This window comes from Dendrosporobacter sp. 1207_IL3150 (genome assembly GCF_036763085.1).
Taxonomy (GTDB): Bacteria; Bacillota; Negativicutes; order DSM-1736; family Dendrosporobacteraceae; genus JBAIYU01.
Genome location: NZ_JBAIYU010000030.1, coordinates 14,052 through 38,820 on the forward strand (window position 1 = coordinate 14,052; position 24,769 = coordinate 38,820).

Annotated in this window: 22 protein-coding genes; 15 read left to right on the forward strand and 7 right to left on the reverse strand. The window is 41.1% G+C overall.

The features are described from left to right. The first annotated feature begins 133 nt into the window (after nt 1-133). The 8 genes from mrdA to V6C17_RS13335 all read left to right on the forward strand — a co-directional run bounded on the left by mrdA (nt 134) and on the right by V6C17_RS13335 (nt 9,568). Complete coding sequence (mrdA, locus tag V6C17_RS13300; protein ID WP_333523054.1) at nt 134-1,963, forward strand: penicillin-binding protein 2; 1,830 nt, start codon at nt 134-136, stop codon at nt 1,961-1,963. Between the two features lie 92 nt (nt 1,964-2,055). Continuing rightward, nucleotides 2,056-2,694 carry a precorrin-2 dehydrogenase/sirohydrochlorin ferrochelatase family protein gene (locus tag V6C17_RS13305; RefSeq protein ID WP_333523055.1) on the forward strand — a complete coding sequence of 213 codons (639 nt, stop codon included), beginning with the start codon at nt 2,056-2,058 and terminating at the stop codon, nt 2,692-2,694. Further along, nucleotides 2,669-3,985: a glutamyl-tRNA reductase gene (gene hemA / locus V6C17_RS13310; RefSeq protein ID WP_333523056.1), complete on the forward strand. Its 1,317-nt coding sequence runs from the start codon at nt 2,669-2,671 to the stop codon at nt 3,983-3,985. Before V6C17_RS13305 ends, hemA begins: the two co-directional genes overlap by 26 nt. Further along, a complete protein-coding gene (gene hemC, locus V6C17_RS13315) occupies nt 3,948-4,874 on the forward strand; it encodes a hydroxymethylbilane synthase (protein WP_333523057.1) in 927 nt (308 codons plus the stop codon). Before hemA ends, hemC begins: the two co-directional genes overlap by 38 nt. Nucleotides 4,875-4,948: 74 nt before the next feature. After that, entirely contained in the window at nt 4,949-6,454 is a 1,506-nt protein-coding gene (cobA, locus tag V6C17_RS13320) for a uroporphyrinogen-III C-methyltransferase (protein WP_333523058.1), read from the forward strand. Between the two features lie 13 nt (nt 6,455-6,467). Next, a complete protein-coding gene (hemB, locus tag V6C17_RS13325) occupies nt 6,468-7,439 on the forward strand; it encodes a porphobilinogen synthase (protein WP_333523059.1) in 972 nt (323 codons plus the stop codon). Between the two features lie 24 nt (nt 7,440-7,463). Beyond that, nucleotides 7,464-8,795, forward strand: a complete 1,332-nt coding sequence (hemL, locus tag V6C17_RS13330; RefSeq protein WP_333523060.1) for a glutamate-1-semialdehyde 2,1-aminomutase — start codon at nt 7,464-7,466, stop codon at nt 8,793-8,795. 77 nt (nt 8,796-8,872) lie between these two features. Beyond that, nucleotides 8,873-9,568, forward strand: a complete 696-nt coding sequence (locus V6C17_RS13335; RefSeq protein ID WP_333523061.1) for a Crp/Fnr family transcriptional regulator — start codon at nt 8,873-8,875, stop codon at nt 9,566-9,568. Nucleotides 9,569-9,634: 66 nt separating this feature from the next. Here the strand turns inward: V6C17_RS13335 and hcp are convergent, their stop codons facing one another. The 3 genes from hcp to V6C17_RS13350 all read right to left on the reverse strand — a co-directional run bounded on the left by hcp (nt 9,635) and on the right by V6C17_RS13350 (nt 13,443). Then, nucleotides 9,635-10,933, reverse strand: coding sequence for a hydroxylamine reductase (hcp, locus tag V6C17_RS13340; protein WP_333523062.1), 1,299 nt, complete (start codon nt 10,931-10,933; stop codon nt 9,635-9,637). A gap of 136 nt (nt 10,934-11,069) precedes the next feature. After that, a complete protein-coding gene (locus V6C17_RS13345) occupies nt 11,070-11,234 on the reverse strand; it encodes a hypothetical protein (protein ID WP_333523063.1) in 165 nt (54 codons plus the stop codon). A gap of 79 nt (nt 11,235-11,313) precedes the next feature. After that, entirely contained in the window at nt 11,314-13,443 is a 2,130-nt protein-coding gene (locus V6C17_RS13350) for a cell division FtsA domain-containing protein (protein ID WP_333523064.1), read from the reverse strand. A gap of 220 nt (nt 13,444-13,663) precedes the next feature. Between V6C17_RS13350 and V6C17_RS13355 the strand changes: the two genes are divergently transcribed. From V6C17_RS13355 to V6C17_RS13365, 3 genes are all read left to right on the forward strand, one after another. Then, nucleotides 13,664-14,503: a DegV family protein gene (locus V6C17_RS13355; RefSeq protein WP_333523065.1), complete on the forward strand. Its 840-nt coding sequence runs from the start codon at nt 13,664-13,666 to the stop codon at nt 14,501-14,503. 15 nt (nt 14,504-14,518) lie between these two features. Then, nucleotides 14,519-16,123, forward strand: a complete 1,605-nt coding sequence (locus V6C17_RS13360; RefSeq protein ID WP_333523066.1) for a DAK2 domain-containing protein — start codon at nt 14,519-14,521, stop codon at nt 16,121-16,123. A 74-nt stretch (nt 16,124-16,197) separates the two neighbouring features. Further along, a complete protein-coding gene (locus V6C17_RS13365; RefSeq protein WP_333523067.1) occupies nt 16,198-16,827 on the forward strand; it encodes a cyclodeaminase/cyclohydrolase family protein in 630 nt (209 codons plus the stop codon). A gap of 53 nt (nt 16,828-16,880) precedes the next feature. Here V6C17_RS13365 and V6C17_RS13370 read toward each other — a convergent pair whose 3' ends face one another. Next, the gene (locus V6C17_RS13370) at nt 16,881-17,759 is read right to left on the reverse strand and encodes an SDR family oxidoreductase (protein ID WP_333523068.1); all 879 of its coding nucleotides are present in this window, start codon (nt 17,757-17,759) and stop codon (nt 16,881-16,883) included. Between the two features lie 143 nt (nt 17,760-17,902). Here V6C17_RS13370 and V6C17_RS13375 point away from each other — a divergent pair, with 143 nt between their 5' ends. Continuing rightward, complete coding sequence (locus tag V6C17_RS13375; protein WP_333523069.1) at nt 17,903-18,073, forward strand: hypothetical protein; 171 nt, start codon at nt 17,903-17,905, stop codon at nt 18,071-18,073. A gap of 31 nt (nt 18,074-18,104) precedes the next feature. On the opposite strand, the gene V6C17_RS13380 is transcribed toward V6C17_RS13375, so the two are convergent. Further along, nucleotides 18,105-20,279, reverse strand: coding sequence for a Tex family protein (locus V6C17_RS13380; RefSeq protein ID WP_333523070.1), 2,175 nt, complete (start codon nt 20,277-20,279; stop codon nt 18,105-18,107). 156 nt (nt 20,280-20,435) lie between these two features. Here V6C17_RS13380 and V6C17_RS13385 point away from each other — a divergent pair, with 156 nt between their 5' ends. Beyond that, entirely contained in the window at nt 20,436-21,788 is a 1,353-nt protein-coding gene (locus V6C17_RS13385; protein ID WP_333523071.1) for an MATE family efflux transporter, read from the forward strand. Nucleotides 21,789-21,805: 17 nt separating this feature from the next. Here the strand turns inward: V6C17_RS13385 and V6C17_RS13390 are convergent, their stop codons facing one another. Beyond that, a complete protein-coding gene (locus V6C17_RS13390; protein WP_333523072.1) occupies nt 21,806-22,645 on the reverse strand; it encodes a DMT family transporter in 840 nt (279 codons plus the stop codon). 104 nt (nt 22,646-22,749) lie between these two features. After that, nucleotides 22,750-23,760, reverse strand: a complete 1,011-nt coding sequence (locus V6C17_RS13395; RefSeq protein WP_333523073.1) for an HD-GYP domain-containing protein — start codon at nt 23,758-23,760, stop codon at nt 22,750-22,752. Nucleotides 23,761-24,097: 337 nt separating this feature from the next. Between V6C17_RS13395 and V6C17_RS13400 the strand changes: the two genes are divergently transcribed. Then, a complete protein-coding gene (locus tag V6C17_RS13400; RefSeq protein ID WP_333523074.1) occupies nt 24,098-24,295 on the forward strand; it encodes a ferritin-like domain-containing protein in 198 nt (65 codons plus the stop codon). A 13-nt stretch (nt 24,296-24,308) separates the two neighbouring features. Beyond that, the gene (locus tag V6C17_RS13405) at nt 24,309-24,665 is read left to right on the forward strand and encodes a spore coat protein (protein ID WP_333523075.1); all 357 of its coding nucleotides are present in this window, start codon (nt 24,309-24,311) and stop codon (nt 24,663-24,665) included. Nucleotides 24,666-24,769: the final 104 nt, after the last annotated feature.

Below are 24,769 nucleotides of genomic sequence, written 5' to 3' on the forward strand. Positions count from 1 at the left end.
GGGCAAATACATTAAGAAAAGAGATTTATTTGTGTTTATTTAGAAGCTGAAAGTCAACTAGATTTAAGCTAAGAGACGGATTTTTTTGGCGGTTCTAGCAATAATAAGGATGATATGGAAAGGAGTATTTTAGATGTGGGTTACCGAGCAATCGAGAAGAATTAAGGTACTAGTTATAATAGTTTCTTTAGTTATAGCTAGTTTGATAATTAGACTTGTGTGGATGCAATTGCTTCAAGGACCTCAGTATAAGAAAGTTGCTGATGAAAATCGAATTCGTCAAATTGTGTCTCAAGCTCCGCGCGGTACTATATATGACAAAAATGGAGCCGTCATAGTAAGCACTCGCCCAGCGTTTGCGATATCTGTAATTCCCTCCGAATATACCAACCCGGAAGAGGCTACAGTCATATTAGCTAATATTCTAGGAATCAGCAGCGAAAAAATCGATAAACTTGTGAAGGAAGCAAATGACAATCCGTTTACACCTGTACGGATAAAGCGCGACGTCGATGCTGCGATAATTGCTAAGATCCAGGAACGCAAATATTATTTACCCGGAGTTATCGTTGAAGCTATACCAATTCGCCACTATGTTTATAAAGAATTGGCGGCACATGTGCTTGGTTATATTGGAGGAATTAGTGAGGCGGAATATCAAAAAAGAAAGCATCAAGGATATAGTTCTACTGACTTAGTTGGAAAAGACGGTCTTGAAAAAATACTGGAAGAGGATCTTCGTGGCAAAGATGGAGGACTTCAGGTTGAAGTAAACGCAATGGGCGAGGAAGTACAGGTAGTAGGTAATAAACCCGCAGTGCCAGGTAAGGGAATTGTTTTAACGCTTGATGCAAATTTGCAAAAGGCTGCTGAAGAAGCCCTGAATAATCAAATTAACATCGCCCGGCAAATTGGCCACCCTGCAAAAGGAGGCAGTGTTATAGTTTTGGATGTAAATGCTGGCAGAATATTAGCCATGGCCAGCAGTCCAAGCTTTGATCCAAATTTATTTGCAAGCGGGATTAGCACCAAGGATTGGAATAAGCTTATAAATGATCCTGATTTCCCTTTAACTAACAAAGCCATTCAGAATGCCTATCCTCCTGGATCGGTTTTTAAAATAGTTACTGCTGCAGCAGCTCTTGATATGGGATATACTACCCCTAAAGAAATATTTGATGACAGAGGGGTATATGTTTTAAATGGCTGGAGTTTCTATGGGTGGAATACAAAGGGACTAGGTAAATTAGATATAGCTGGAGCCTTATCATGGTCTAGTGATCCCGCCTTTTACGAATTGGGCCATCGTATGGGGATTGATAATCTAGCAAGCTATGCCTTAACCTTTGGCTATGGCAAACTGACAGGAATAAAACTATTTGGTGAGGATGCAGGTTTAGTTCCAACTCAGCAGTGGAAGACGGATACATATGGTCAAGAGTGGTATCCTGGTGAAACGCTAATTGCAGCAATCGGACAAGGTTATTACTTAGCTACTCCTATACAGCAAGCCGTACTTTTAATGGCTGTGGCTAATGGCGGTATTATGTATAGGCCAATGATAGTAGATAAAATTCTAAATCCTGATAGCATTATAGTGCTGGAGCAAGCTCAGCCTGAGGTGGTTCGGACTGTATATCTTAGCCCTGAGATTTGGGATACAATAAGAAAAGGACTAATACAAGTAACAACAGAAGGTACAGGTGCGTCTGTGTTTAAAGGTATGAGTATTCCGGTTGCCGGCAAATCGGGTTCATCAGAAACTGGAAAGGGCACAGTTCACTCCTGGTTTTCGAGTTATGCGCCTGCAGATAAGCCTGCTATAGTTGTTACGGCGTTGGTCGAAGACGGCGGCGATGGATCAGTATCAGCAGCACCCATAGTACGGAAAGTTATTGAATCGTACTTTGGCATTGCCAGTCCGGACCTAAGGTCTGTACAACCTAAAGTAGAAAGCGACTAAGCGTTAAATATAAAACGGTAAATTATCTTTTTTTAAAAGGGATATTACTCCGCAAGAGCGAATATGTTAAGATAAGAAAGGATGGGGATAATATGCCTTTCTATCCAGTTAACCTGCAGATCGCGGGCAAAGCTTGTGCAGTTATTGGCGGGGGAGATGTAGCCGAAAGGAAAGTAGGCTCTTTACTTAAGGCGGAAGCTAAAGTTAGCGTTATCAGCCCTGTTATAACACCAGCTTTAAGTCAGCTAGCACAGAAAAATTATATCGAACATATTGACAGGCCTTACCGGCAAGGTGATCTCGCCGGTTTTTTTCTCGTTATATGTGCGACTAATGATAATGAAGTTAACAAAAGCGCAGCGAAAGAAGCTCAAGTTCGAGGAATCTTAATAAACGTTGCCGACAATCCTGATTTAGGAAACTTTAGTGTTCCAAGCCAGGTTACAAGAGGAGACCTGCTACTAACTGTTTCAACAGGCGGCAAAAGCCCAGCAATGGCTAAAATGCTGCGAAAGGAACTGTCAGAACGTTACGGTAGTGAATATGGTATCTATTTAGAGATATTGGGCAAAGTTCGGGCTGAGATGAAAGCTCGTTTAGCTACTTCAAAGGACCGCGAACAGTTTTGGCGTGAGAATATTGATGAAAGTATAATTTTGTTGCTTCGGCAAGGTAAGATAAAAGAGGCGGAGGCTAAGATAAAAAATGCAACTGGTAGTATTGGGTCTTAATCATAAAACCGCACCAGTTGAAGTGCGGGAGTGCTTTTCATTTTCTGAAGAGCAGGTAAAAGCAGCCTTAAGACATGTTCGGGAATATGATGGAATTAATGAATGTGTAATATTATCAACCTGTAACCGTACTGAAATGTATGCGGAAGTAGACGATGCTGAAGAAGCATTGCCGGTTATGCAGCAGTTTTTAGGCCAAATGGCGGCAAATAACCAAGACGTTGGCGATTTTTTATTCTTCCATACAGATATTAACTGTATTAAACATCTGTTCAGAGTTTCTTCGAGCCTAGATTCACTCGTTATTGGTGAAGGGCAAATTTTAAGCCAAGTTAAAAAAGCTTACTCAATTGCCAGAGATGTTGGAACAACTAGTACTGTTTTGAACACCTTATTTCATCGAGCTATTACCGTTGGTAAAAAAGTGCGTACTGAAACCCGTATTGCTTATAGTGCTGTTTCCGTCAGTTATGCAGCTGTAGAGCTTGCTAAAAGAGTAGTTGGTGATCTATCACAGTCGAACGTACTGTTATTAGGCGCTGGTCAAATGGGGGAACTGACGGCTCGTCATTTGGTTGAAAACGGCGTTAAGACAGTATTTGTTTCAAACAGAAAGTTTGACCGTGCGGCAAATCTTGCAGATAAGTTTCAGGGAATTGCCGTTCCTTTTGAAGATTTCATGAAGTGCGCAGCAAAAGCGGATATAGTAATAACGTCAACAGGAGCTCCCCACTATCTTATTAGGGCGTGGGATGTAGCACATCTTATGCCTAAGCGTAACGGACAGCCGATTATTTTTATTGACATTGCGGTGCCGCGTGACGTTGAACCAGAGGTCGCGGCAATTAATGGAGCGAGCTTATATAACATAGATGATTTAGAGGCTGTAGTTGAATCGAATATGCGCTTGCGTGAGCAGGAAGCTGAGCTTGCTGAACAGATTATTGAAAGTGAAATGCATGAGTTAGCCAATAAGTTTCGCTATTTGGCGTTCAGGCCGGTTATGGCACTTTTGGCAGATAAGGCCGAACGAGTGCGCCAGCGTGAGCTTAAGCGGGCATTGGTAAAACTACCGGAGATATCAGATGAACAGCGAAAGATAATTGAAAGTATGTCCAAAATGATTATCAGGAAACTATTGCGTGATCCGATGATTCGCATTAATGAAGCAGCAGGAACGGATCAGGAACAATTTTATATAGATGCTATCGGAAGGTTATTTAAACTTGATACATTAGGAGAGAGCAGGAAAAGTGAAAGAAAAATTAGTTATAGGTACGCGAGGAAGTAAATTGGCCCTGTGGCAGGCTAACTATATAGCTGAATGTCTAAAGGCCCGATATCCAGGCTTAGAAGTTATAATTAAACGGGTTATGACTACCGGAGATAAAATATTAGATGTGCCTCTTGCTAAAATAGGTGGCAAAGGCTTGTTTACAAAAGAACTCGAAACAGAAATGCTGTCACGTGAAATAGACTTAGCGGTTCATAGTCTTAAAGATATGCCCACAGAGTTGCCGCCAGGTCTTACACTTGCCGCAATAACCGAGCGTGTTGATCCTGGTGATGCCTTAATTAGCCCTAAATATAAGACAGTTGATCAGCTGCCTCAAGGTGCTAAGGTGGGAACTTCTAGTCTGAGACGAAAAGCGCAGCTTTTAAGTTATCGTCCAGATCTAAATATTAGTGATCTTAGAGGGAATCTTGATACTCGTCTACAGAAACTTGAGACAGAACAGCTTGATGCAATAGTGCTTGCCGTTGCTGGACTTAAACGTTTGGGGTGGGAAGAGCGTATAACTCAAATATTGCCTCAAGAAATGTGTCTACCAGCGGTTGGTCAAGGTGCTTTAGCAATTGAGTCCCGCAGCGATGATGTAGAAGTGTTATCAATGTTAACATTTTTAAATGATGAAAAAACTAGAGCGGCTGTTACTGCCGAACGCTCTTTCCTTCATGAGGTTGAGGGTGGATGCCAAGTACCTGTCGGGGTATATGGGACAGTATCAAATAATGAAGTTATTCTAGAAGCAGTTATTTTATCAGTCGATGGAACAAAAAAGGTTAAAGATACTTTAACTGCCTCTTGCAATGAAGCGCAAGCTTTAGGCCGCAGCTTAGCTCAGCGTATGCTAGATGCTGGTGGTCGCGAGATTATGGCGAGTTTAGAATGTATATAGGGCAGCGATTTAGACCAGAGGGCAAGTAAGCTGCAAATAAGGTATTTCGCTTTCTAAATAGGAGGAATAGTTAAATGCAAGGCATGGTTTATCTAGTGGGAGCAGGTCCCGGAGATTACAAACTTATCAGTGTTAAAGCAGTTGAATATATAAAAGAAGCAGATACTATTGTGTATGACAGGCTGGCTGATGATCGTTTATTAGCTTATGCCCGTCCAGATGTTGAATTAATCTACGTTGGCAAAGCTTCAAGCGCTCACACTATGCGCCAGGAGGATATAAATCAACTGTTAGTTGATTTAGCCAAGGCAGGTAAAAAAGTTGTCCGCTTAAAGGGCGGCGATCCTTTCGTCTTCGGACGCGGTGGTGAAGAAGCCTTAAAATTGGTTGAAAACAATCTTCCTTTTGAGATAGTACCTGGAATTACTTCAGCAATATCAGTGCCTGCATATGCTGGTATTCCGGTAACACATCGGGGCGTGGCAACCTCGTTTGCTGTTATTACCGGACATGAAGACCCTACGAAGGCTGAATCCAGCATGAAATGGGATAAGCTTGCTACAGGGGTAGATACACTAGTTTTTCTAATGGGTGTAGAGAACCTGCCTTATATTACAGAACAGCTTATTAAAAATGGTCGCGCGGCTGATACTCCAGCTGCTGTAATTCGCTGGGGGACTAAACCAGAGCAGACAGTTCTCGTCACTACAGTTGGACAAGCTGCTAAAGATGTTGCAGAACAAGGCATTAAACCGCCAGCTATATTTATCGTAGGCGATGTAGTTAATCTTCGTGAAGACTTAGCGTGGTTTGATCGAAAGCCGCTTTTTGGGAAAAATATACTTGTAACTCGCGCGCGCGAACAGGCTAGTGCTCTTACCGCTAAATTGGAAGCATTGGGTGCACAGTGCCTGGAAGCGCCATCTATTAAGATTGTTCCACCAGACAGTTACACTGAGATAGATAAAGCAATTCAAGAATTAAATACATATAACTGGCTGATTTTAACTAGTGTTAATGGTGTTGATTATTTTTTCAACCGCCTGACTCAAGGGAATAAGGACGCCAGAGCCTTAGCGGGACTTAAAATAGCAGCTATCGGCATACAAACTGCTAATAGATTAATGGAGCATGGGATTAAGGCTGATATTATTCCGGCGGAGTTTAGAGCTGAAGGAATAATAGATGCATTGGATGGAAAGATAGGCCATGGTGACAGAATTCTAATTCCAAGAGCCTTGGTTGCTCGCGATATACTTCCTGAAAAACTGACAGAGCTCGGAGCATATGTAAACGTTGTACCTGCTTATAAAACAGTAACAGCCGATACAGATGGAACAACATTGGCAGAAAAAATAGCTGCAGGCAAAATTGATCTTATAACTTTTACAAGTTCATCAACAGTAACTAACCTATTAAGTTTGCTAGGTCCTAATGGAGCCGAACTTGTGTCAAAAACGAAAGTTGCTTGTATAGGCCCGATTACTGCTGGAACTTGCTTAGAAAATAATATTAATCCTGATGTTGTAGCAGAAGAATTTACAATCAGCGGCCTAGTTGAGGCTATCTTAAAAATGTAGAGGAGGAGAGTCTATGAGTACTCCAATAATTCGGCCACGGCGGCTGCGTGTCTCCGCCGGTGTTAGAAGCCTAGTTAGAGAGACTACACTCTCTCCAGCTGATTTTGTATATCCTCTTTTTATCGTACCAGGAACCAATTTAAAAAATGAGATTTCGTCACTGCCGGGCAACTATCATTTATCGCCCGATTTAGCAATAGAAGCGGCCAAAGAAGCCTATGAGCTTGGCATTCCAGCTGTTCTTGTTTTTGGTTTACCAGAATATAAGGATGCTATAGGCTCAAGTGCCTGGGATAGTAACAGTCCAGTGCAGGCGGCAATTCGCGCAATCAAAAAGGCACTGCCGGATATGGTAGTTATAAGTGATGTGTGTTTGTGCCAATATACTGACCATGGGCACTGCGGTCTGCTTAAAGGTGAGACAGTAGAAAATGACGCTACACTTGAATTACTAGCTAAAACGGCTGTAAGTCATGCCGAAGCTGGCGCCGACATGGTAGCTCCATCTGATATGATGGACGGTCGTATACAGGCAATCAGACAAGCTTTAGACAATAACGGTTATACTGATGTTTCAATTATGTCATATGCTGTTAAATATGCATCAGCCTACTATGGACCGTTCCGCGATGCTGCGGACTCAGCACCGCAGTTTGGCGACCGTCGTTCATACCAAATGGACCCAGCCAATGCCCGCGAAGCTTTGCGCGAGGTTCAGCTTGATATCGCTGAGGGCGCAGATATCGTTATGGTCAAGCCAGCTTTAGCTTATTTAGATATAGTCCGCACAATGAAGGACAATACTAATCTGCCGGTAGCAGTATATAACGTCAGCGGTGAATATGCCATGGTTAAGGCTGCGGCAGCCCAAGGCTGGATTGATGAACAAAGAATTGTTCTTGAAACACTTGTCAGCATGAAACGTGCGGGTGCAGATATAATTATTACCTATCATGCTTTAGATGCTGCACGGTGGCTTAAATAAGCAATTTTATGGAGGTAGTTTTTGATGACCTTGAACTTAGAAAAGTCAGCTAAAGCTTTCGGAGAAGCTAAGCAATTTATTCCTGGCGGTGTAAATAGTCCTGTACGTTCTTTCCGCGGCGTAGGCGGGATTCCGCCCTTTATCGCAAAAGCCGAGGGCAGTAAGATTATTGATATTGATGGGAATGAATATATTGATTATGTAGGTTCCTGGGGTCCGATGATATTAGGGCATGCCCATCCAGCAGTAACCGAAGCGTTGCAAAAGGCGCTCTATAATGGAACAAGCTATGGAGCACCAACTCTACTAGAAACAGAGTTAGCTAAACTAATTAATGAACTAGTTCCTTCAATGGAGCTTGTTCGCATGGTTAATTCAGGAACTGAAGCAACTATGAGTGTCTTAAGACTTGCGCGAGCATTCACCAAGCGAAATAAAATTGTAAAGTTCGCCGGATGTTATCATGGCCACCACGACAGCCTGCTTGTAAAGGCGGGGTCGGGTGCGACAACATTAGGTGTGCCGGATAGTCCTGGGGTACCTGACAGCATTGCCGGTAATACAGTCACCGTCAACTTTAATGATGCGGATGAACTTCGCCGAGTATTTGAAGAGATTGGGCAAGATATAGCAGCAGTTATAATTGAGCCTGTTCCTGGTAATATGGGTCTTGTGATTCCAAAACAAGGCTACTTACGAGAAGTTCGTAATATTACCGAGCAATACGGAGCCCTTCTAATATTTGATGAAGTAATGTGCGGCTTCCGCGTGGCGCTTGGCGGTGCTCAATCGGTATATGGCATTCGTCCTGATCTCACCTGCTTTGGAAAAGTTATTGGCGGAGGCCTTCCAGTAGGGGCTTATGGTGGACGACGTGATATCATGGAATATATTTCGCCTGCTGGCCCAGTTTATCAAGCCGGGACATTGAGCGGCAACCCGCTTGCTATGACAGCCGGCATTACGACGCTGAAGCTTATCTCTGAGATACCAGAAACGCCTAAGCAGCCTGATTTCTTCCAAAAGCTTACTGCTAAAACCAAAACGCTTTGTAATGGCATTCAAGCGGAGGCCGAGAAGTATAATCTCAAGCTTCAATTTCATCAAGCAGGTTCAATGTTTGGTATGTTCTTTACTGATAAACCTGTTTATGACTATGAAAGTGCCAAACAATCTGATGTAGGTGCGTTCAATACATATTTTCACGCCATGCTTGAGGAAGGCATTTACCTTGCACCGTCGCAGTTTGAAGCTTCATTTATGTCAGCATCCCATTCTGATGAAGACATTGAAGCTACTATTATAGCTAGTGGAAAAGCTTTTGCTAAAGTAGTAAAATATAATCAAGTAAAGTAATATATATTAAGAAGCCTCTCTTTTGGGAGGCTTCTGTTTACAAATAGAATTATTTGGCGGGAGGAACAGGATAACACATGGGAGAGAAAGGCACAGATATACAATACCTTAGAAATATACCTGTTTTTTGTAGTTTACCCGAGGAGCAGCTGCTGCAAATTCATAAAAATACAAATGAAAAAATGTATCGTAAAGGTACGGTCATATTTATCGAAGGAGATCCAGGCAAAGGATTTCATTACGTTAAAAGCGGTAAAGTTAAAATTGTTAGAATAACTGATGATGGCCGTGAACACATTATCAAAATAATGGGGGCGGGGGAAATCTTTGCCGAGGTCTTACTTTTTAACAATCGACCTTATCCAGCAACAGCAATTTCAGTAGACGACTCTTGCATCGGCTTAATTAATAATCTTGATTTAGAGAAGCTCATACTGAGTAATAATGAGATGGCTCTGCAGCTTATCAAGGCCTTAAGCCAACGTTTGCTGTACGCTCAGCAAAAGATAAAAAATCTTGCACTAAATGACGTTACGGCGCGTACTGCTGAAGTTCTCCTTCGCTTAAGCAGCGAGCATGGGCAAGTTAAAGCCAATGGACAGGTCGAAGTGAATCTCGAATTATCAAGACAAGATTTAGCAAGCTTAGTAGGAACTACGCGAGAAACTGTAACAAGGACGCTAAGTGCCTTAAAGAAAGATAAAGTAATTGATTTTGCTGGTCAAAAAGTTATTATCATTGACTCTGCTGCTTTAAATAGAATAATATCTTAATAATGCAGAAAAGAACTCCTGGACATCAATGTCCGGGAGTTCTTTTGGAGTGTGGAGGTTTTTGGGTTAACCAAGGATAGCTTTAATATCTTCGTCTGCTGTAGTAATAGGCTGTAGTCCAAAGGTTTCATTAAGAACTTTGAAGACGCCAGGGGATACGAAAGCAGGAGCAGATGGACCAAGGCGGATATTTTTAATGTTAAGGTGTAGTAGAGTAAGAAGAATAGCAACCGCTTTTTGTTCGTACCAGGATAAAATAATGTTAAGTGGCAGATCGTTTACGCCGCATTCAAATACTTTCGATAAAGCAAGAGCAACTTGAATACCGGAGTAAGCGTTATTGCACTGTCCTAAGTCTATTAGACGTGGAATACCATCAATATCACCTAAATCTAGGTGGTTAAAGCGATACTTACCACAGGCAACTGTAAGAATTACAGTATCTTTAGGCAATTTCTCTACTAGCTCAGTATAGTAGTTACGGCCAGGTTTTGCCCCATCACAGCCGCCTACTAAGAAGAAGCGCTTAATTTTTCCGGCTTTAACAGCATCAACAATCTTATCAGCAATTCCTAGAATAGCGTTGTGATGGAAGCCGGTGGTTAAGGTGTAGTCGCCTTCTTTCTCTGGCAGCATTGGCAGAGATTTAGCTTTGGCAATTACTTCGGAGAAATCACGATCTGAAATATGCTGGCCGCCTTCTAAACCAGTTACTGTACGGGTAAAGATGCGATCACCATAGGTGTTTTTATCAGTTAAAGGCATAACACAGTTGGTTGTTACAATAATTGCGCCAGGGAATTCTTCAAATTCCTTACGCTGGTTTTGCCATGCTGTGCCGTAGTTGCCAACTAAGTGAGAGTATTTTCTAAGATTAGGGTATGCGTGTGCTGGAAGCATCTCGCCATGGGTATAGATATTGATACCAGTACCTTCAGTTTGTTGAAGTAGTGCTTCAAGATCTAAGAAATCATGACCAGTGATCAAAATGCCGTAGCCTTTTTTAGTGCCAGTAAATACTTTGGCTGGACCAGGCTGACCAAAACGGGAGATATGAGCATTATCTAAAAGCTGCATAACACGGAGGTTCATTTCACCGCATTTCAAGACCATTTCGATGTGTCTTTGCAGACTGAAGTTAACGTTAGTTAAAGTGAAGAATAAGGCATCATGCATAAAAGCATCAACTTGTTCATCGCGAACACCTAGTTCACGTGCGTGGTGGGCATAAGCAGCAATACCTTTTAAACCATAAACTAATGTATCTTGTAAGCTTGCGATATCTTCATTTTTACCGCAGACACCAACTTTTGTACAGCCAGTACCGCCAGCGGTTTGTTCACATTGATAACAGAACATGCTCATTTATTATTCCTCCTTGATTTATCTTGTTGTTATGGTTTTATTATAGAGGAATATAAATGGTAATTCTGTGATGTGTGTCACACTGTAAAGTTTTTTACAAAATAGCAAAAAAAACGGTCATTCGATAGAATGACCGTTAGTGGAGTACTTCATCAGGAGTTTCAAGTTCTTTTAATTCAACAACATTTTTATAGGTCAATGGAATAAGGCTGGCTACGTCAAAATAGGCATCGGCATAATTTGTACCTGTGACTAAATTGCCTGTATCTTTACCATCAAGGAGAACTTTGTAAGTAGGCATATTAAACTACTCCTTCCAATTTTGTAGGTTATTAATATACCCATTACTTGCAGCAAATATTTAAGAGTAAATAAAAAGTTTATTGAGATATTACGATATCGACCGAATCGCCGTTTTTAGTAATAGCAGTGTATTCAGTAGGACGGCCATTCAATAAGATTTGAATTTTACTTGTTGATGGTATTTCCCGAGGATTAAATTCAACCGCCAGCAGGATATCGCTAATCATAGGATTGTGTCTATCAGAGCAGGTGAACACAATATTAGAATTGTTCGGGGCAGAGTCGAGAATGCAAGCAGGCTTATCGTTAACAGAGATACTGTAGCGGCGTGTCGGTATTTGAACTTTATTATTATTGAACAAGATTGTAATAGTTTCTTGGTCGTCATCAGACAGTCCGAGAACCTCAGATACAGTAGGCTCTGTGGGAGGCTTTATAACAATTTTATCATTTGCTGAAACTTTTGCACTGTTCGATACAGCAGTTCCGTTCACTATGAAAGTTGGCCAAACACTATAGGTTCTCTCTGATCCGTTAATAATATAAGTATAATCCCTGGAGCGGGACGGTATACCTGAGGCCTTTAAGACTTCTTCTAAAGTGAGAGGTGCAGAACATAAAATTTCATCACGGTCATTAAGAGTTATATCACCAGAAACGGGCTCACTATTAACAGTAATTATCGATTTTACCATATGATTTACACCATTTATAGTAACTGGATAAGCAGAAGGGATATTAAGGACATCGCTGATTTTTACAGAAGGAACTGTTCCATCTACACCACGAATTACTATGATCTCATCATCCTCGTTAAGTTTCATATCAAAAGTAGCTTTATTGCCATTTAACTCAATAATACCTGGTGTTCCTACAGTCCCGGCAATGAACTTGGTTTTCCCATTGATTTTCAATGTTATGCCCAGACCAGGTTTTCCATGAAGACTACGGATATCAATACCAGCGGCAAGCAAAGCATCAGCAATAGTGAGATGTCCAAGATTAAAAAGATCAATTTTTCTATCGTTAAGTTTAACATTAACGAAATTGAGAGTACGACTTCTCGCTAATTTTAATATACCAAGCGGAGTTACAGAGTCAGGGGTGCGTAATTCTTGTGGTATACCTTCAATACCATCAATAGTATCTGGACGGCGAATGGCTACCCTTGAAGAAGGGATGTCTAAGGATTGTGCAAGAGCTTCTGGCAGTCGAGGAGTTAAAGAACCTCCGCCTACTAACAACACTGCCTGTGGCGTGCCTTGATTCAGAGTTAGAATTTGTCCAGCGATTGCATTCGCTAGCTCACCGACATTAGGTACTATATTATCAATAAGTTCCTTTGCAGAGACTGATTGCTCAAAGCCGAGAACATCTGTAAAAATAACATTCCCATTTTCATTACCGCTTAATTGCCTTTTAACTTGCTCAGCCACGTTAAAATCTAACAAATACTTCTGGGAAATTGCTTCAGTAATTTCATCACCAGCGAAGGGAACCATTCCATAGCCGATAACGGTATTGTCGCGAGTTATAGCAACGTCAGATGTACCTGCACCTACATCAACAAGTACGAGGTTCAAATGGCGCATGGTGGGCGGGATAAGAACATTAATTGCTGCAATTGGTTCAAGGGTTAAAGCAGCCATCTCAAGTCCGGTCTTTTGTAGTGCCGACTGAATTGAGTCGATAACTTGGCGGGGCAAAAAGGTAGCAATTATATTTATTTTGGCTAATCGGCCTTTCTGACCTATCAGCGATTTAATTTTAGTGCCATCAAGAGTGAAATCTATAATGCTATACCCAACACAATAATATAAGGTAGGATCAGCTACTGCATTGGAGGTTGCAAGCTGCTGCTGGGCTGATTGGACAGCAGCTAGCTCAAGGGAACGTTCATCGTCAGCAGTAAGCATGCCGAATACTTCAATTTCAGCAGTGGATCTTAACGTACAAAGGGCTCGTCCTGCGGCGGCGACAGCGACCTCTTTTAGCGGGCCGCATGTTTCTTCTAAAGTAGATTTAATATCAGACAATACGTTAGCTACTTCAGTTACATCATGAATTTGCCCATCCAGCATGGCACGTGTGTGATGTTCTTTACGTTCTGAGGCAATCAGGCGAATAGTGCTGTCGTCCTGTTCTCCGACAAGCCCGACCACACTACGGGTACCAATATCTAAAGCAAATAATAATTTCTTTTCCATGAGAAACTCCTTTTTTAGCTATCGCAAATCAAACTTAAATTCGCCAATTTTTGCTAAATATCCTTTCTCAAATGCTTTTACCGGAGAAACTTCTTATTCAAAAAATTCATTATATGAATAAGAGAAAACTATATATTTAATAAGATAAAATATATGATGTTCACTATACTTGGGACTATATGGTAATATTTAAGTAGAAGCGTGAAATGGGGGCCTTATTATGGCGGATATTCATATTATTTTAGACAGCACTGCTAGTATAACTAATACTTATCTGAAAAAATATGCTAACCTGCATATTATCCCGTTAAACATAATTATCGATAAATCTCAGTGGTATGAAGAACAACTAACACCAGACGAAATGTTTAAGATAGTAGCATCAGGGGGCGGGCATCCTAAAACTTCACAACCAGCAGTTGGTGATTTTTTAGCAGTGATTGACCCGTTGCTAAGAGCAGACAAGGAAATAATTATTATAACATTATCAGGAGGATTGAGTGGTACAGCTCAAGGAGCTCGCCTTGCAGCAACAATGGCTAATAGCAACAAAATACAGGTAATAGACTCAGAAACTACGGCAGTCGGTATGGTAAAGTTAGCTGAGGCCGCACTTACAATGGCCGATAAAGGCAAGAGTGCTCAAGCTATTGTGCGATATCTCCAGACCCAGATCAGGGCAACACATACAATGTTTATTCCAGATACGCTCGATTATTTGCATAAGGGAGGCAGAATAGGTGGAGCGGCAGCATTATTTGGTTCAATATTGCAGATAAAACCAATCTTGCAGCTACTTGACGGGAGAGTTGCTGTATTAGATAAAGTTCGGACTATGCCTAAGGCGATAAGCAGAATGTTAGATGAACTGAAAAGATATAATCAATTAGAATATATTGGTGTTGTCCATTGTGGTGCATTAAATCAAGCTGAAGCATTAAGTAGGCAAATACGGGAATTATATCCTTATACTGATATATCTGTAAGTAGTATCGGTTCTGTACTCGGGGCCCATTTGGGACCGGGAGTTGTAGGTCTGATTTTCCAGGAAAGAATATAAATAGAGGTGAAAACTATGACGAGCAGCAAAGAATTGATTACAGGCGGCGATTTTAGGCGAATGATCGCTGGAGCTTATAGTGCATTTCTGCTCGAGCATGAGAAAATTAATAAATTAAATGTATTTCCTGTACCAGATGGAGATACCGGTACCAATATGCTGCTTACTTTAGGCGCTGTTGCCAGGGCTATAGCCGAAGCTCCAGAACGTGGAATAGGCAGCCTAAGCAAAAGGGCCGCTGATAGCGCAATAATGGGTGCTCGTGGTAACTCAGGAGTAATTCTAGCACAAATTTTCCGTGGGATTGCCAGAGGCCTTCAGGGGAAAGAACAAGCCGATTCATCGGAGATAGGCAAGGCTTTTCAATACGGCGTTCTATATGCCTATCGTGCAGTTTCTAAGCCTGTAGAAGGTACCATTCTAACAGTGTCAAAAGGAATTGCTAAAGGAGCACGCCGTGCAGTTCGAGCTGGATTGCCTTTTGACGAAATTTTAGATGAAGCAATTCGAGCAGGTGAAAGCGAAGTTGAACGGACACCAGAGCTGCTGCCGACATTAAAAGCGGCAGGAGTGGTTGACGCAGGCGGCAAGGGTCTAATTGTCTTTTTAAAAGGATGCATGGAAGGACTTGGTGGTGCATATGCTGGACCCGAGTCAGATATTGATAAGACACTTAGAGCCATCGTCCCAACTGCTGAATTTGAAGCCGCCCGCCCTTATTGCACTGAGTTTATTATCAAAAACTATAAAGTAAAAATTGATGAAGTGAAAAGTCAGCTTGCGAAATTAGGAGAATCCCTTATAGTTGCTGAGGGTTCTGATCTTATAAAGGTACATATTCATACCGATCGTCCGGGACATGTTCTCGAATCTGCTATTACCTGGGGTACACTGCATAATATAAAAATTGATAATATGGCGGATCAGCATATAAATGCAGTTGAAAGTCAAAGCAGAGAAAAGTCATGTATAGCAGTTATCAGTGTCTCGCCTGGACCGGGTATCGCAGAAATTATGAAGCAAATGGGTGCAGCAATAATAATTTCAGGCGGACAAAGCATGAATCCGTCTGTAGAAGAATTCGTTGCCGCAATCCATAGTGGAATTGCTGATAGATACATAATATTGCCCAATAATAGTAATATTGTTTTGGCAGCAGCCCAGGTAAAGAAGCTGGTTGGTGATGCTGCTGAGGTTGTGCCTACAACCAACGTACCGCAGGGTTTAGCAGCACTATTGGCATTTTCTTCAGAAGAGGACCTGGCTAATAATCTTGAGCGGATGAAAAGTCGTATAGGAGAAGTGACTGCTGCAGGTATAACAGTTGCTGTTCGTGACTGTACTATTGGAGCTTGCCAAGTAGCTGAAGGCTCATTTATTGGTGTAGTAAATAATGAAGTAACTGTTTATGATACCTCTGTTCAAGGCACACTCGTAAAATTGGTGCAAAATCTTCTTAAATCAGCTAATGCAATAGTTAGTCTGTATTATGGCAGCGACTTAACACTAGATGAGGCGCGAGCAATTACCGAAAACTTAAAGGAAGTAGTACCAGGTATAGAGATTGAATTATACTATGGCGGTCAACCTCACTATCAGTTTATTGTTAGCATTGAATAAAAAAAGTGCGGTTACCTTTAGTTGGTGGTAAAATACACATAATATTATCAATTTGAATTTTCTGAGGTGTAGATATGTTGGTTTCCTTACCTATGCAGGATTTTTTCGAACAGATGTCTAAACAACCGCCACCTGGAGGAGGCAGTGCAGCAGCAGCAGCAGGCCTAATGGGAGTTAGTCTAGTTCAAATGGCTGTTGCAATCTCAGAGAAACATTTAACTGGATGTAAATCTGGGGTATCTGAGGAATTTACGGTGGAATTAGCAGCAATACATCAGTCCTTGCTAAAACTTATTGACCAAGATGCCAAAGTTTTAGCAGAAGTTCTACCAATAATCTCTGCACCGTGTAATTCTGAAGTAAACGATTTAGAAACATACAATAATGCAGTTCGACTAGCTATCGAAGTACCGCTTGAGATCGCCAGATGTTCTCAAAGAGTTTTAGAAATAGGAAAAACATTGCTAGAGCATTGTGTTGAACATGTTATTGGCGATTTAACTTTTGGTCTGTTAAGCTGCCATAATGCTGTTAGTGGTGCTCTCTTGATGGTGGCTTTGAACTTACCGCTACTTCATGACCAAGAGATAATAAGTGACATTAAGAGGCAAGTATCTTCTCTTAAGAACCATTCAGAGAATCTAATTACAGAGATAAAAGCTGTTGTTTATATCAAAGATACTTATACAGTGCTAAATAACTAAATCAAAAAAACGCCGCATTCTCAGGAGAATGCGGCGTTTTTTATCACTATGTATTATCCGTTGATGATTTTACCACCGTTAATATGAAGCATCTGTCCAGTCATATAAGCTGAATCTTCACTAGCCAGAAATACATAGCTTGGGGCAACTTCAGCCGGTTGGCCTGCTCGTTTCATGGGGGTGTTTTTTCCAAACTCGGCTACCTGCTGTTCGTCAAAAGATGATGGAATTAGTGGAGTCCATATAGGCCCAGGGGCCACCCCGTTAACACGAATACCTTGCCCTACTAAGGCCTGTGATAAAGAGCGTGTAAATGTTACGATAGCTCCTTTTGTTGAAGCATAATCGATTAGAAGTTCATGCCCTTCATAAGCAGTAACGGAAGCTGTGTTAATTATCGTGCTGCCGGATTTTAGGTGAGGCAGGGCCGCTTTAGTTAAATAAAAATAGGCGAAGATATTAGTGCGAAAGGTTTTTTCCCATTGTTCGGATGTTATATCGAGGAGGCTGGCTGCGGTGTATTGAACTGCTGCGTTATTGACCAGTATATCTAGTTTGCCAAACTCCTTTATAGTTTTTGCAATAATCTCGTTGCAGAAAGAATCTTGTCCCACATCACCAGATAAAGTAATGCAGCGCTGCCCGCTTTGTTCTACTTCTTTTTTAGTCACGGCAGCGTCATCGTGTTCGTCAAAATATACAATGACAATATCGGCTCCTTCGCGAGCAAAAGCTAAAGAGACGGCTCTACCAATGCCACTGTCTCCGCCAGTTATAATTGCAACCTTGTTCGTTAGTTTGCCGCAGGCTAGATATTCTGGCTTGATTGAAAGAGGACGAGGGGTCATTAGTGACTCAAGGCCAGGGTGATTAGTTTGGTGCTGGGCTGGGAAATCAATCGCTTGTGTCAGTAGGACGCTTTCTTGACTCATGGGTAAACTCCTTTTTAAAGTTAATATGCCCAATTAAGAGTATTTAATTGACGAAGTCATCCTTCAATTTACCAAAAGTTTCAAAGAAAATTCCTAGTCAAGATATTTTTTTCGGGCAAAACTATAGACTAGGAGGTGAATTTATGAAAAAGAAACAATATGCTGAACAGATGGATGATGCATTGGATATGTACGTTGCCCCAACTGAATCTGATATGGATATGAGAATAGACGCACTAGAAAAAAGCGGCAACATACTGACGCAGAATAGTATTACTAAGTGGATTCTTGGGAATCCGCACGAGCATATGTAAAAGGGCGGCTAAGCCGCCCTTTATTTTTTTGCTATTTATTAGGAACCTGCTTAAGGCTCAGACCAATCCGATTACGATCAATGTCAATACTTATTACCATTACATCGATAATGTCACCGACTGATACAACATCTAAGGGATGTTTAAAATGCTTATGACTGAGCTCAGAACGGTGGATAAGGCCGTTTGTTTTTATGCCGATATCTACAAACACGCCGAAATCAGTAACATTGTGTACTGTTCCCTTAACAATTGTTCCAGGGGTTATATCAGTTAGTTTGACAATATTCTTTCTTGTCATTGGTGCGGGAAGATCTTCACGCGGATCTCGCCCAGGCTTTGCCAAAGCTGCGAGGATATCGCGGACAGTCGGTAAGCCTGCATTTAATTCAGAAGCGACAGTTTCAGCAGATACTGTTTGTACTTTCTCTTGGATAAGTTTTTGCGACGACTTATTAGCTAAGTCAGTAGAGCTAAAGCCCAATTTCTTTAAAATATCTTCGGCTAATGCATATGATTCGGGATGGACTGGCGTGTTATCCAAAGGATTAGTGCCCATCTGCAGTCTTAAAAATCCAGCGCATTGGGTAAAGGCAGCCTGACCTAACCGCGGCACTTTCAAAAGTTGGGCACGGTTTTTAAAAGTACCATTTGCGTCCCGAAAAGCAACGATGTTTTTTGCAACAGTAGCATTAACGCCCGCGACATGCTTCAGAAGTTCGATAGATGCGGTATTTAATTCAACGCCGACATGGTTAACAGCTGACTCGACAACGTTATCAAGTGTGGTACTTAAGCCTTTTTGATCGACATCATGTTGGTATTGCCCAACTCCAATCGACTTTGGATCGATCTTTACAAGTTCAGCGAGAGGATCTTGTACGCGACGGGCTATCGAAACAGCACCTCGCAGTGAAACATCAAGATCAGGCAGCTCATCTTTAGCTAGCTTTGAGGCAGAATAAACAGATGCCCCAGCCTCATTTATAATTAAGTAGTGAACTGGGAGGCTGTGAGCTTGGATTAATTTAGCAACAAACTCTTCTGTTTCGTATGATGCAGTGCCGTTACCGATTGAAATTAATGTTACGCCGTACTGCTCAATTGCGTTTAAAATTACTTCGGTTGCTCGCTGCTGCTGGGCATCACTCATTGTTAGGTAAATAGTATTTGTTGCCAGGACACTGCCGGTTGGGCTGACGACAGCCATTTTACAGCCTGTTCGATAGCCAGGATCTAAGCCTATTACCGTATGACCAGCAAGGGGTGGCTGCAATAGAAGTTGCCTAAGGTTAAGACCGAAAACACGAATTGCTTGGTTCTCAGCATTTTCCGTAAGCTGCGCTCGAACTTCTCTTTCAAGTGCAGGCAGAAGCAGCCTTTTGTAGCCGTCAGCTATTGCATCTCTTATACAGCCGGTAAAAGATGACTCGTTTTTTATGATTTGTTTGGCGATTAGTTCAATATTAAACTCATGATTTGTTTCTAGCTTAACCTTAAGTATATCTTTATTCTCACCTCTATTTACTGCAAGGATTCGGTGAGATGGCATACGTTTTATCGGTTCGCGGTATTCTTTATATGTAAGGAAATCTTTGCCGGCAGTGTCATCTACGATTAGCTCGGTAGATATCTCGGCTGTCTGCCACAACTGCTTACGTAATAAAGCACGAATATGTGCTTGTTCGGTCACTGTTTCTGCAATTATGTCAAGAGCCCCGGCCAACGCCTGCTCAGATGATTCGATGCCTTTTTCAACATCAATATATTGTTGGGCGATATTTAGCGGAGATTCATCAATAATGTCCTGTTTCATTAAAATTTCTGATAATGGTTCTAGCCCTTTTTCTCTGGCGATTTGGGCTCTAGTTCGTTTTTTAGGGCGGTAGGGAAGATAGAGATCTTCTAATTCTTGCATCTTAGTTGTCGCATTTATTGCTTGGGCTAATTCTGGGGTCAGTTTACCTTGGGCGTCAATGCTGGCAATAATATCTTCCTGACGCTTAACAAGGTTGCGCAAATATTGGACGCGTTCATCAATTGTACGAATATGTTCTTCGTTTAATTCCCCTGTCATTTCTTTGCGATATCGCGAAATGAAGGGAATAGTATTACCATCATCCAGCAATTGAATGGCGGACACAACTTGCTTTACTGTTACGCCGATCTCTCGGGCAATATTAGCAGGTATTTCATTAATTAACATTAACTCACCATCTTTTCCATTTTTCAATAAATTATTATAACACAACCAAGTTTCATTTACTTAAAACTAACAAGGGTTACTGTAACTTATCAGCGAATTTTTATATGTAGAATAAACTATTAGTGTGTAAGTTGTAGGTGGAGGTCCATATATATAATGCTGCCGATTAAAAGATATATGCAAATACAAATTATTAGCCTAGCCTGGCCGGTTGTCCTAGAGATGGTTTGGATAATGGTTGTTAATATTTTATTAACTGCTATGGTCGGCAGCTTTGGGGCTGTTGCGCTGGCATCAGTAGGTCTTTCGGGACTGGTTCAGTTTTCTACTGCCATGATCTTTGCAGCTGCCGGTACAGGATCGTCCGCTCTTATATCAAGAGAATGGGGAGCAAAAAACAATCATGAAGTGCGCGTCATTGCGGGACAAGCTCTGCAGATTGGGGGGATTTTAGGAATCCTATTATCGGCAGTCGGTTTTTATATCGCTCCAGCGTTTTTTGTTTTTACGGGTGCTGAACAGAATATAGCTGAACTAGCGGGTCAGCTGCTTAGAATAAATTTTTTGTCTACACCTTTATTTATGATATTTGCGATTGGCAATGCTGTCTTGCGTGGGATAGGACAAACGCGAACGGCTTTTTATATAAGCTCTTTTGCTAATACAGTTGTCTTAATTGTTAGTTATATATTGATTTTTGGATTACTAAGTCCAGCATTAGGCGCGTACGGTGCTGCGTGGGGAACTTGTTTGGGACAAGCAATCGGAGGAATAATTGTATTAGTTGTACTTAAATTTCATAAAAGCATTTGTTTAGATTGGACGGAAATTTTTATTTTTCGAGCCGACGTTATAAAACGGATATTAGCAATAAGTATTCCAGCTGCGCTTGAACAGGTTTCGCTGCAAGGAGGCCGAATAGTTTTTACTCTACTCTTGGCAAGCGTTGGTTCAGTACAGTTTGCAGCTCACCAAATAGCCATGCAAGTGGAGTCGATTTCATTTATGCCGGGCTTTGGTTTTTCAGTCGCAGCTATGACTCTAGTAGGGCAATACCTCGGAAAAGGTATGACGCATCGAGCTGTTCAATATGTATGGCTTACCTGTAAAATGGCCTTCGGAGGAATGGCTGTAATGGGCCTGGTGTTTTTTATTTTTGCCGAAGAGTTAACGAGTCTTTTTATTAATGATCCAGAGGTAGTTTTCTGGGGAGCTATTTGTGTGAAAATAGCGGCATTGGAACAAATAACGATAGCTATTACTTATGTTTTCGGCGGCGCACTGCGCGGAGCTGGAGATACAAAGTGGCCGTTTTATATTACGACTATAGGGGTGTGGGTTGTCCGTATGCCCCTCATATACCTATTTATTAATGTATGGCATTATGATATAACTGCGGCCTGGTTTATAACAGCAGGTGATTTTCTTGTGCGCAGTATAATTCTTTGGTGGCGTTTTGCCACAAGCAGATGGGAATCAAAAGAAAATGCTTGCGGGACTCAACCTTGAGTCAGCAAGCATTTTTATTATATACGTTTCATTACTAAAAAGCTGGCGGCTAAAATCATAGCTCCACCAACGGCAGTGAAAAGGGTAGGTGTTTCACCAAAAATTAAATATGCAAAAATTAAAGAACTGACAGGGTCAACATATGATAAGACGCTAGCATGTTGAATTTTAACCGTTTTTAAACCGGTAAAGTATATCCCAAGCGCAATAGCGGAGTGAACTATTCCCATCGTCAGCATTGCTAATACAGAAGAGAAGGTAAGGGTCGGCGGGTTTAAGATTATAAAAGGAAGGAATATTACCGAGGAAACCCCCATTTGTACTATCACTAAGCTGTTAGTGTCAACAGCGGTCATATATTTAACGAGTATTACAACAGCTGAATAAAATAACGCAGCAGTCAAACCAAACAAAATTCCAATAAAATCGGAACTGCTTAATGAAAACTGATAACTTGAGAGCATCAGAAAAATTCCAGATGCAGCCATTCCAACAGCGTATAAGGCGCGGCGTTCCAGGTGTTCGCCTAGAAATAGCTTGGCCCAAATAATTGCAAGTATTGGTGATAGATAATAGGTCAAAACGGCATTGCCGATAGTTGTTGTTTGTATGGCTTTAAAGAAAAAGAGCCAGTTGAGCGCTATCGCAATACCACTAATAACAGCAAGTTTTTTGTAGCCATTTAGATTTAATGATTTTCGTTTTAATAAAAAATATACTCCAATAGCAACAAAGGCTGTTGCCACTCGAAAAAAGACTATAGTTGGGGCCGGCTGTTCAGCTATGCGGACAAAAATCCCTACGCTGCCCCAAATAAGCATAGCTAGTATTACTTTTAGATATCCAGATGAAACCATATATTCTCCTTGTAACCTTTTTATCCGTAGTTCGGTGATGCTGGAAAAGAATCCTTCTCCCAAAGATGAGGCAGATAATGAAATAATTAAAGAATAGCCTCAGGCTATTCTTTAATTATTTCAATTATTGTTGTTGATGGCTTATAGAGAAGATCGATATCATGAAAATCTTCTGAGACAATTGTCCTTACAACTGGACGAAGCGGATAATGAGCATAGTTTTTAATTACATAACCTGTTTGCCCTGTGCTCAAGCGTACGACAGTTCCGACAGGATATAAAGCTACAGTGTGGAAAAAGGCACGCAGCATATTTAGATCGAATGCTGCATTTCCTTTACTCATCATATCTTCTAAGACATCTTGTCGGTCACTTCCGGTAAGTCCAGCACGCTGCATTGCATTATCATAATAGTTTGCAATGGCTACTATTCGCGCCAGCGGGTGAATATCTTTAAAGCCTATTCTGGCAGGATAACCTGTTCCGTCGTATTTTTCATGATGTTCTGCTGCAATCCTGCAAACACTGAAACTCTGCTCGGCATTGGAAAGAATTTCATGGCCGCAAAGAGCATGAAAGCCCGGGTTGCTGGCTGAATCAGTCACCACGAGTGATTTTCCAATATCGTGCAATAGTGCCCCGACAACAAGGTCTCTTAGCAAGGGGCGAGAAAGTTTAAGATATATGCCTGTTACCAGTGAAAGCAGGCATACATTTACGGCATGATTAACTTCATCAATGCTTGGGTGACGCAGCTGCAAATTTATAATATTTGGTACGTGTTCTTGAATTTCGTCTATAGCGGCATTCGCGGCTTTTGTTATTTGACGCAAGTATAAGTTTTGGAGTTTGGCTGTCAGAATGTCATTAGACTTTATTTTATATAGTGATCTAATACACAAAGCAAGCTCGGTACGTAACTCTGGTGATATAGGCTCATTTTTTAGTGTGTAAGCCAGGGGATCTTCGACCCAAACAGTACGAATACCAAGGCGTTTCAAACGATTGATATAAGCTTCTGTTAAGGTTATCCCTTTCTCGAGCAGTAAATTGCCATAGTCATCTAGAAGGTCTTGCGACAAAACCATGCCGGGAATAGCATTTTCGATGCGCATAGAATCACCTCCAAACTGAGTAGCTAAAACATAAGTATAATGTTGTTATTTACATTATAATGGTTATATATGTAAAATAGACAGTCCTAATTGGATATGGGACTTAAATCCTAGTGTTGTAGTTTCCTGCCGTTTGAGCTTGTTCAGGCGGTTTTTTATACGATATGAAAAAGTAAAATTTTCTTATGCGCATAAGTTTAACATCGACCTTTGATGTCGCTAAGGTTCGCGTAAGCCGTGTTTATGGATTTTTGCCTTAAGTTACATTCAACTAATGACATAGAATACTAAACTATTACGCAAACTAAACCTGTTATAAATGAAAGGAGGGATTTTAATGCTAACGCAAAAAGAATTGATGCATTTGGAAGATTTTTTAGGTGCAGAGCAAAGTTGTGTTAAAACAATGAACCATCTTGCTAATACTGTACAAGATAATCAGTGCAAACAGTTGTTTCAACAGTTTTCCCAAAAAAATCAGCAGCATTTTCAAACAGTAAGCAAGCATTTAAATTCAGGCCAAAACTTACAATAAAGAGGTGATAAATATGGCACAACAGCAGCAAGGACAAGGTCAGCAAAACAAGCAAAACCAGCAGTCTCAAATGAGCGGACAAGGTGCACAATTTTCAGAGCAGGATGTTTTGCAGTTAGCGTTAAATGAAACAAAAATGATGGCCTCTTCAATCAACACCTTTATTCTTGAAGCGTCAGACGATCAACTACGTCGTGACTATATGACAGTGCTTGGTGATGTATACAGCCAGCAAAAACAAATTTTTGACATGATGCAGCAAAAAGGCTATTACAGTGTGCAAAATGCATCGCCGCAATCAATCAGCCAAGTGAAAAACAAGTTTAGCGGTCAAGGTCAGCAAAACTCTCAACAACAGCAAATGCAATAAGAAATCCTCTCCTATAAAAGTAAAAAAATCTCGTGGCTTCGGCCATGAGATTTTTTTTACTTTTATAGGGGAAAAGTCCGAAATCTTGTATGGATAATACTTGA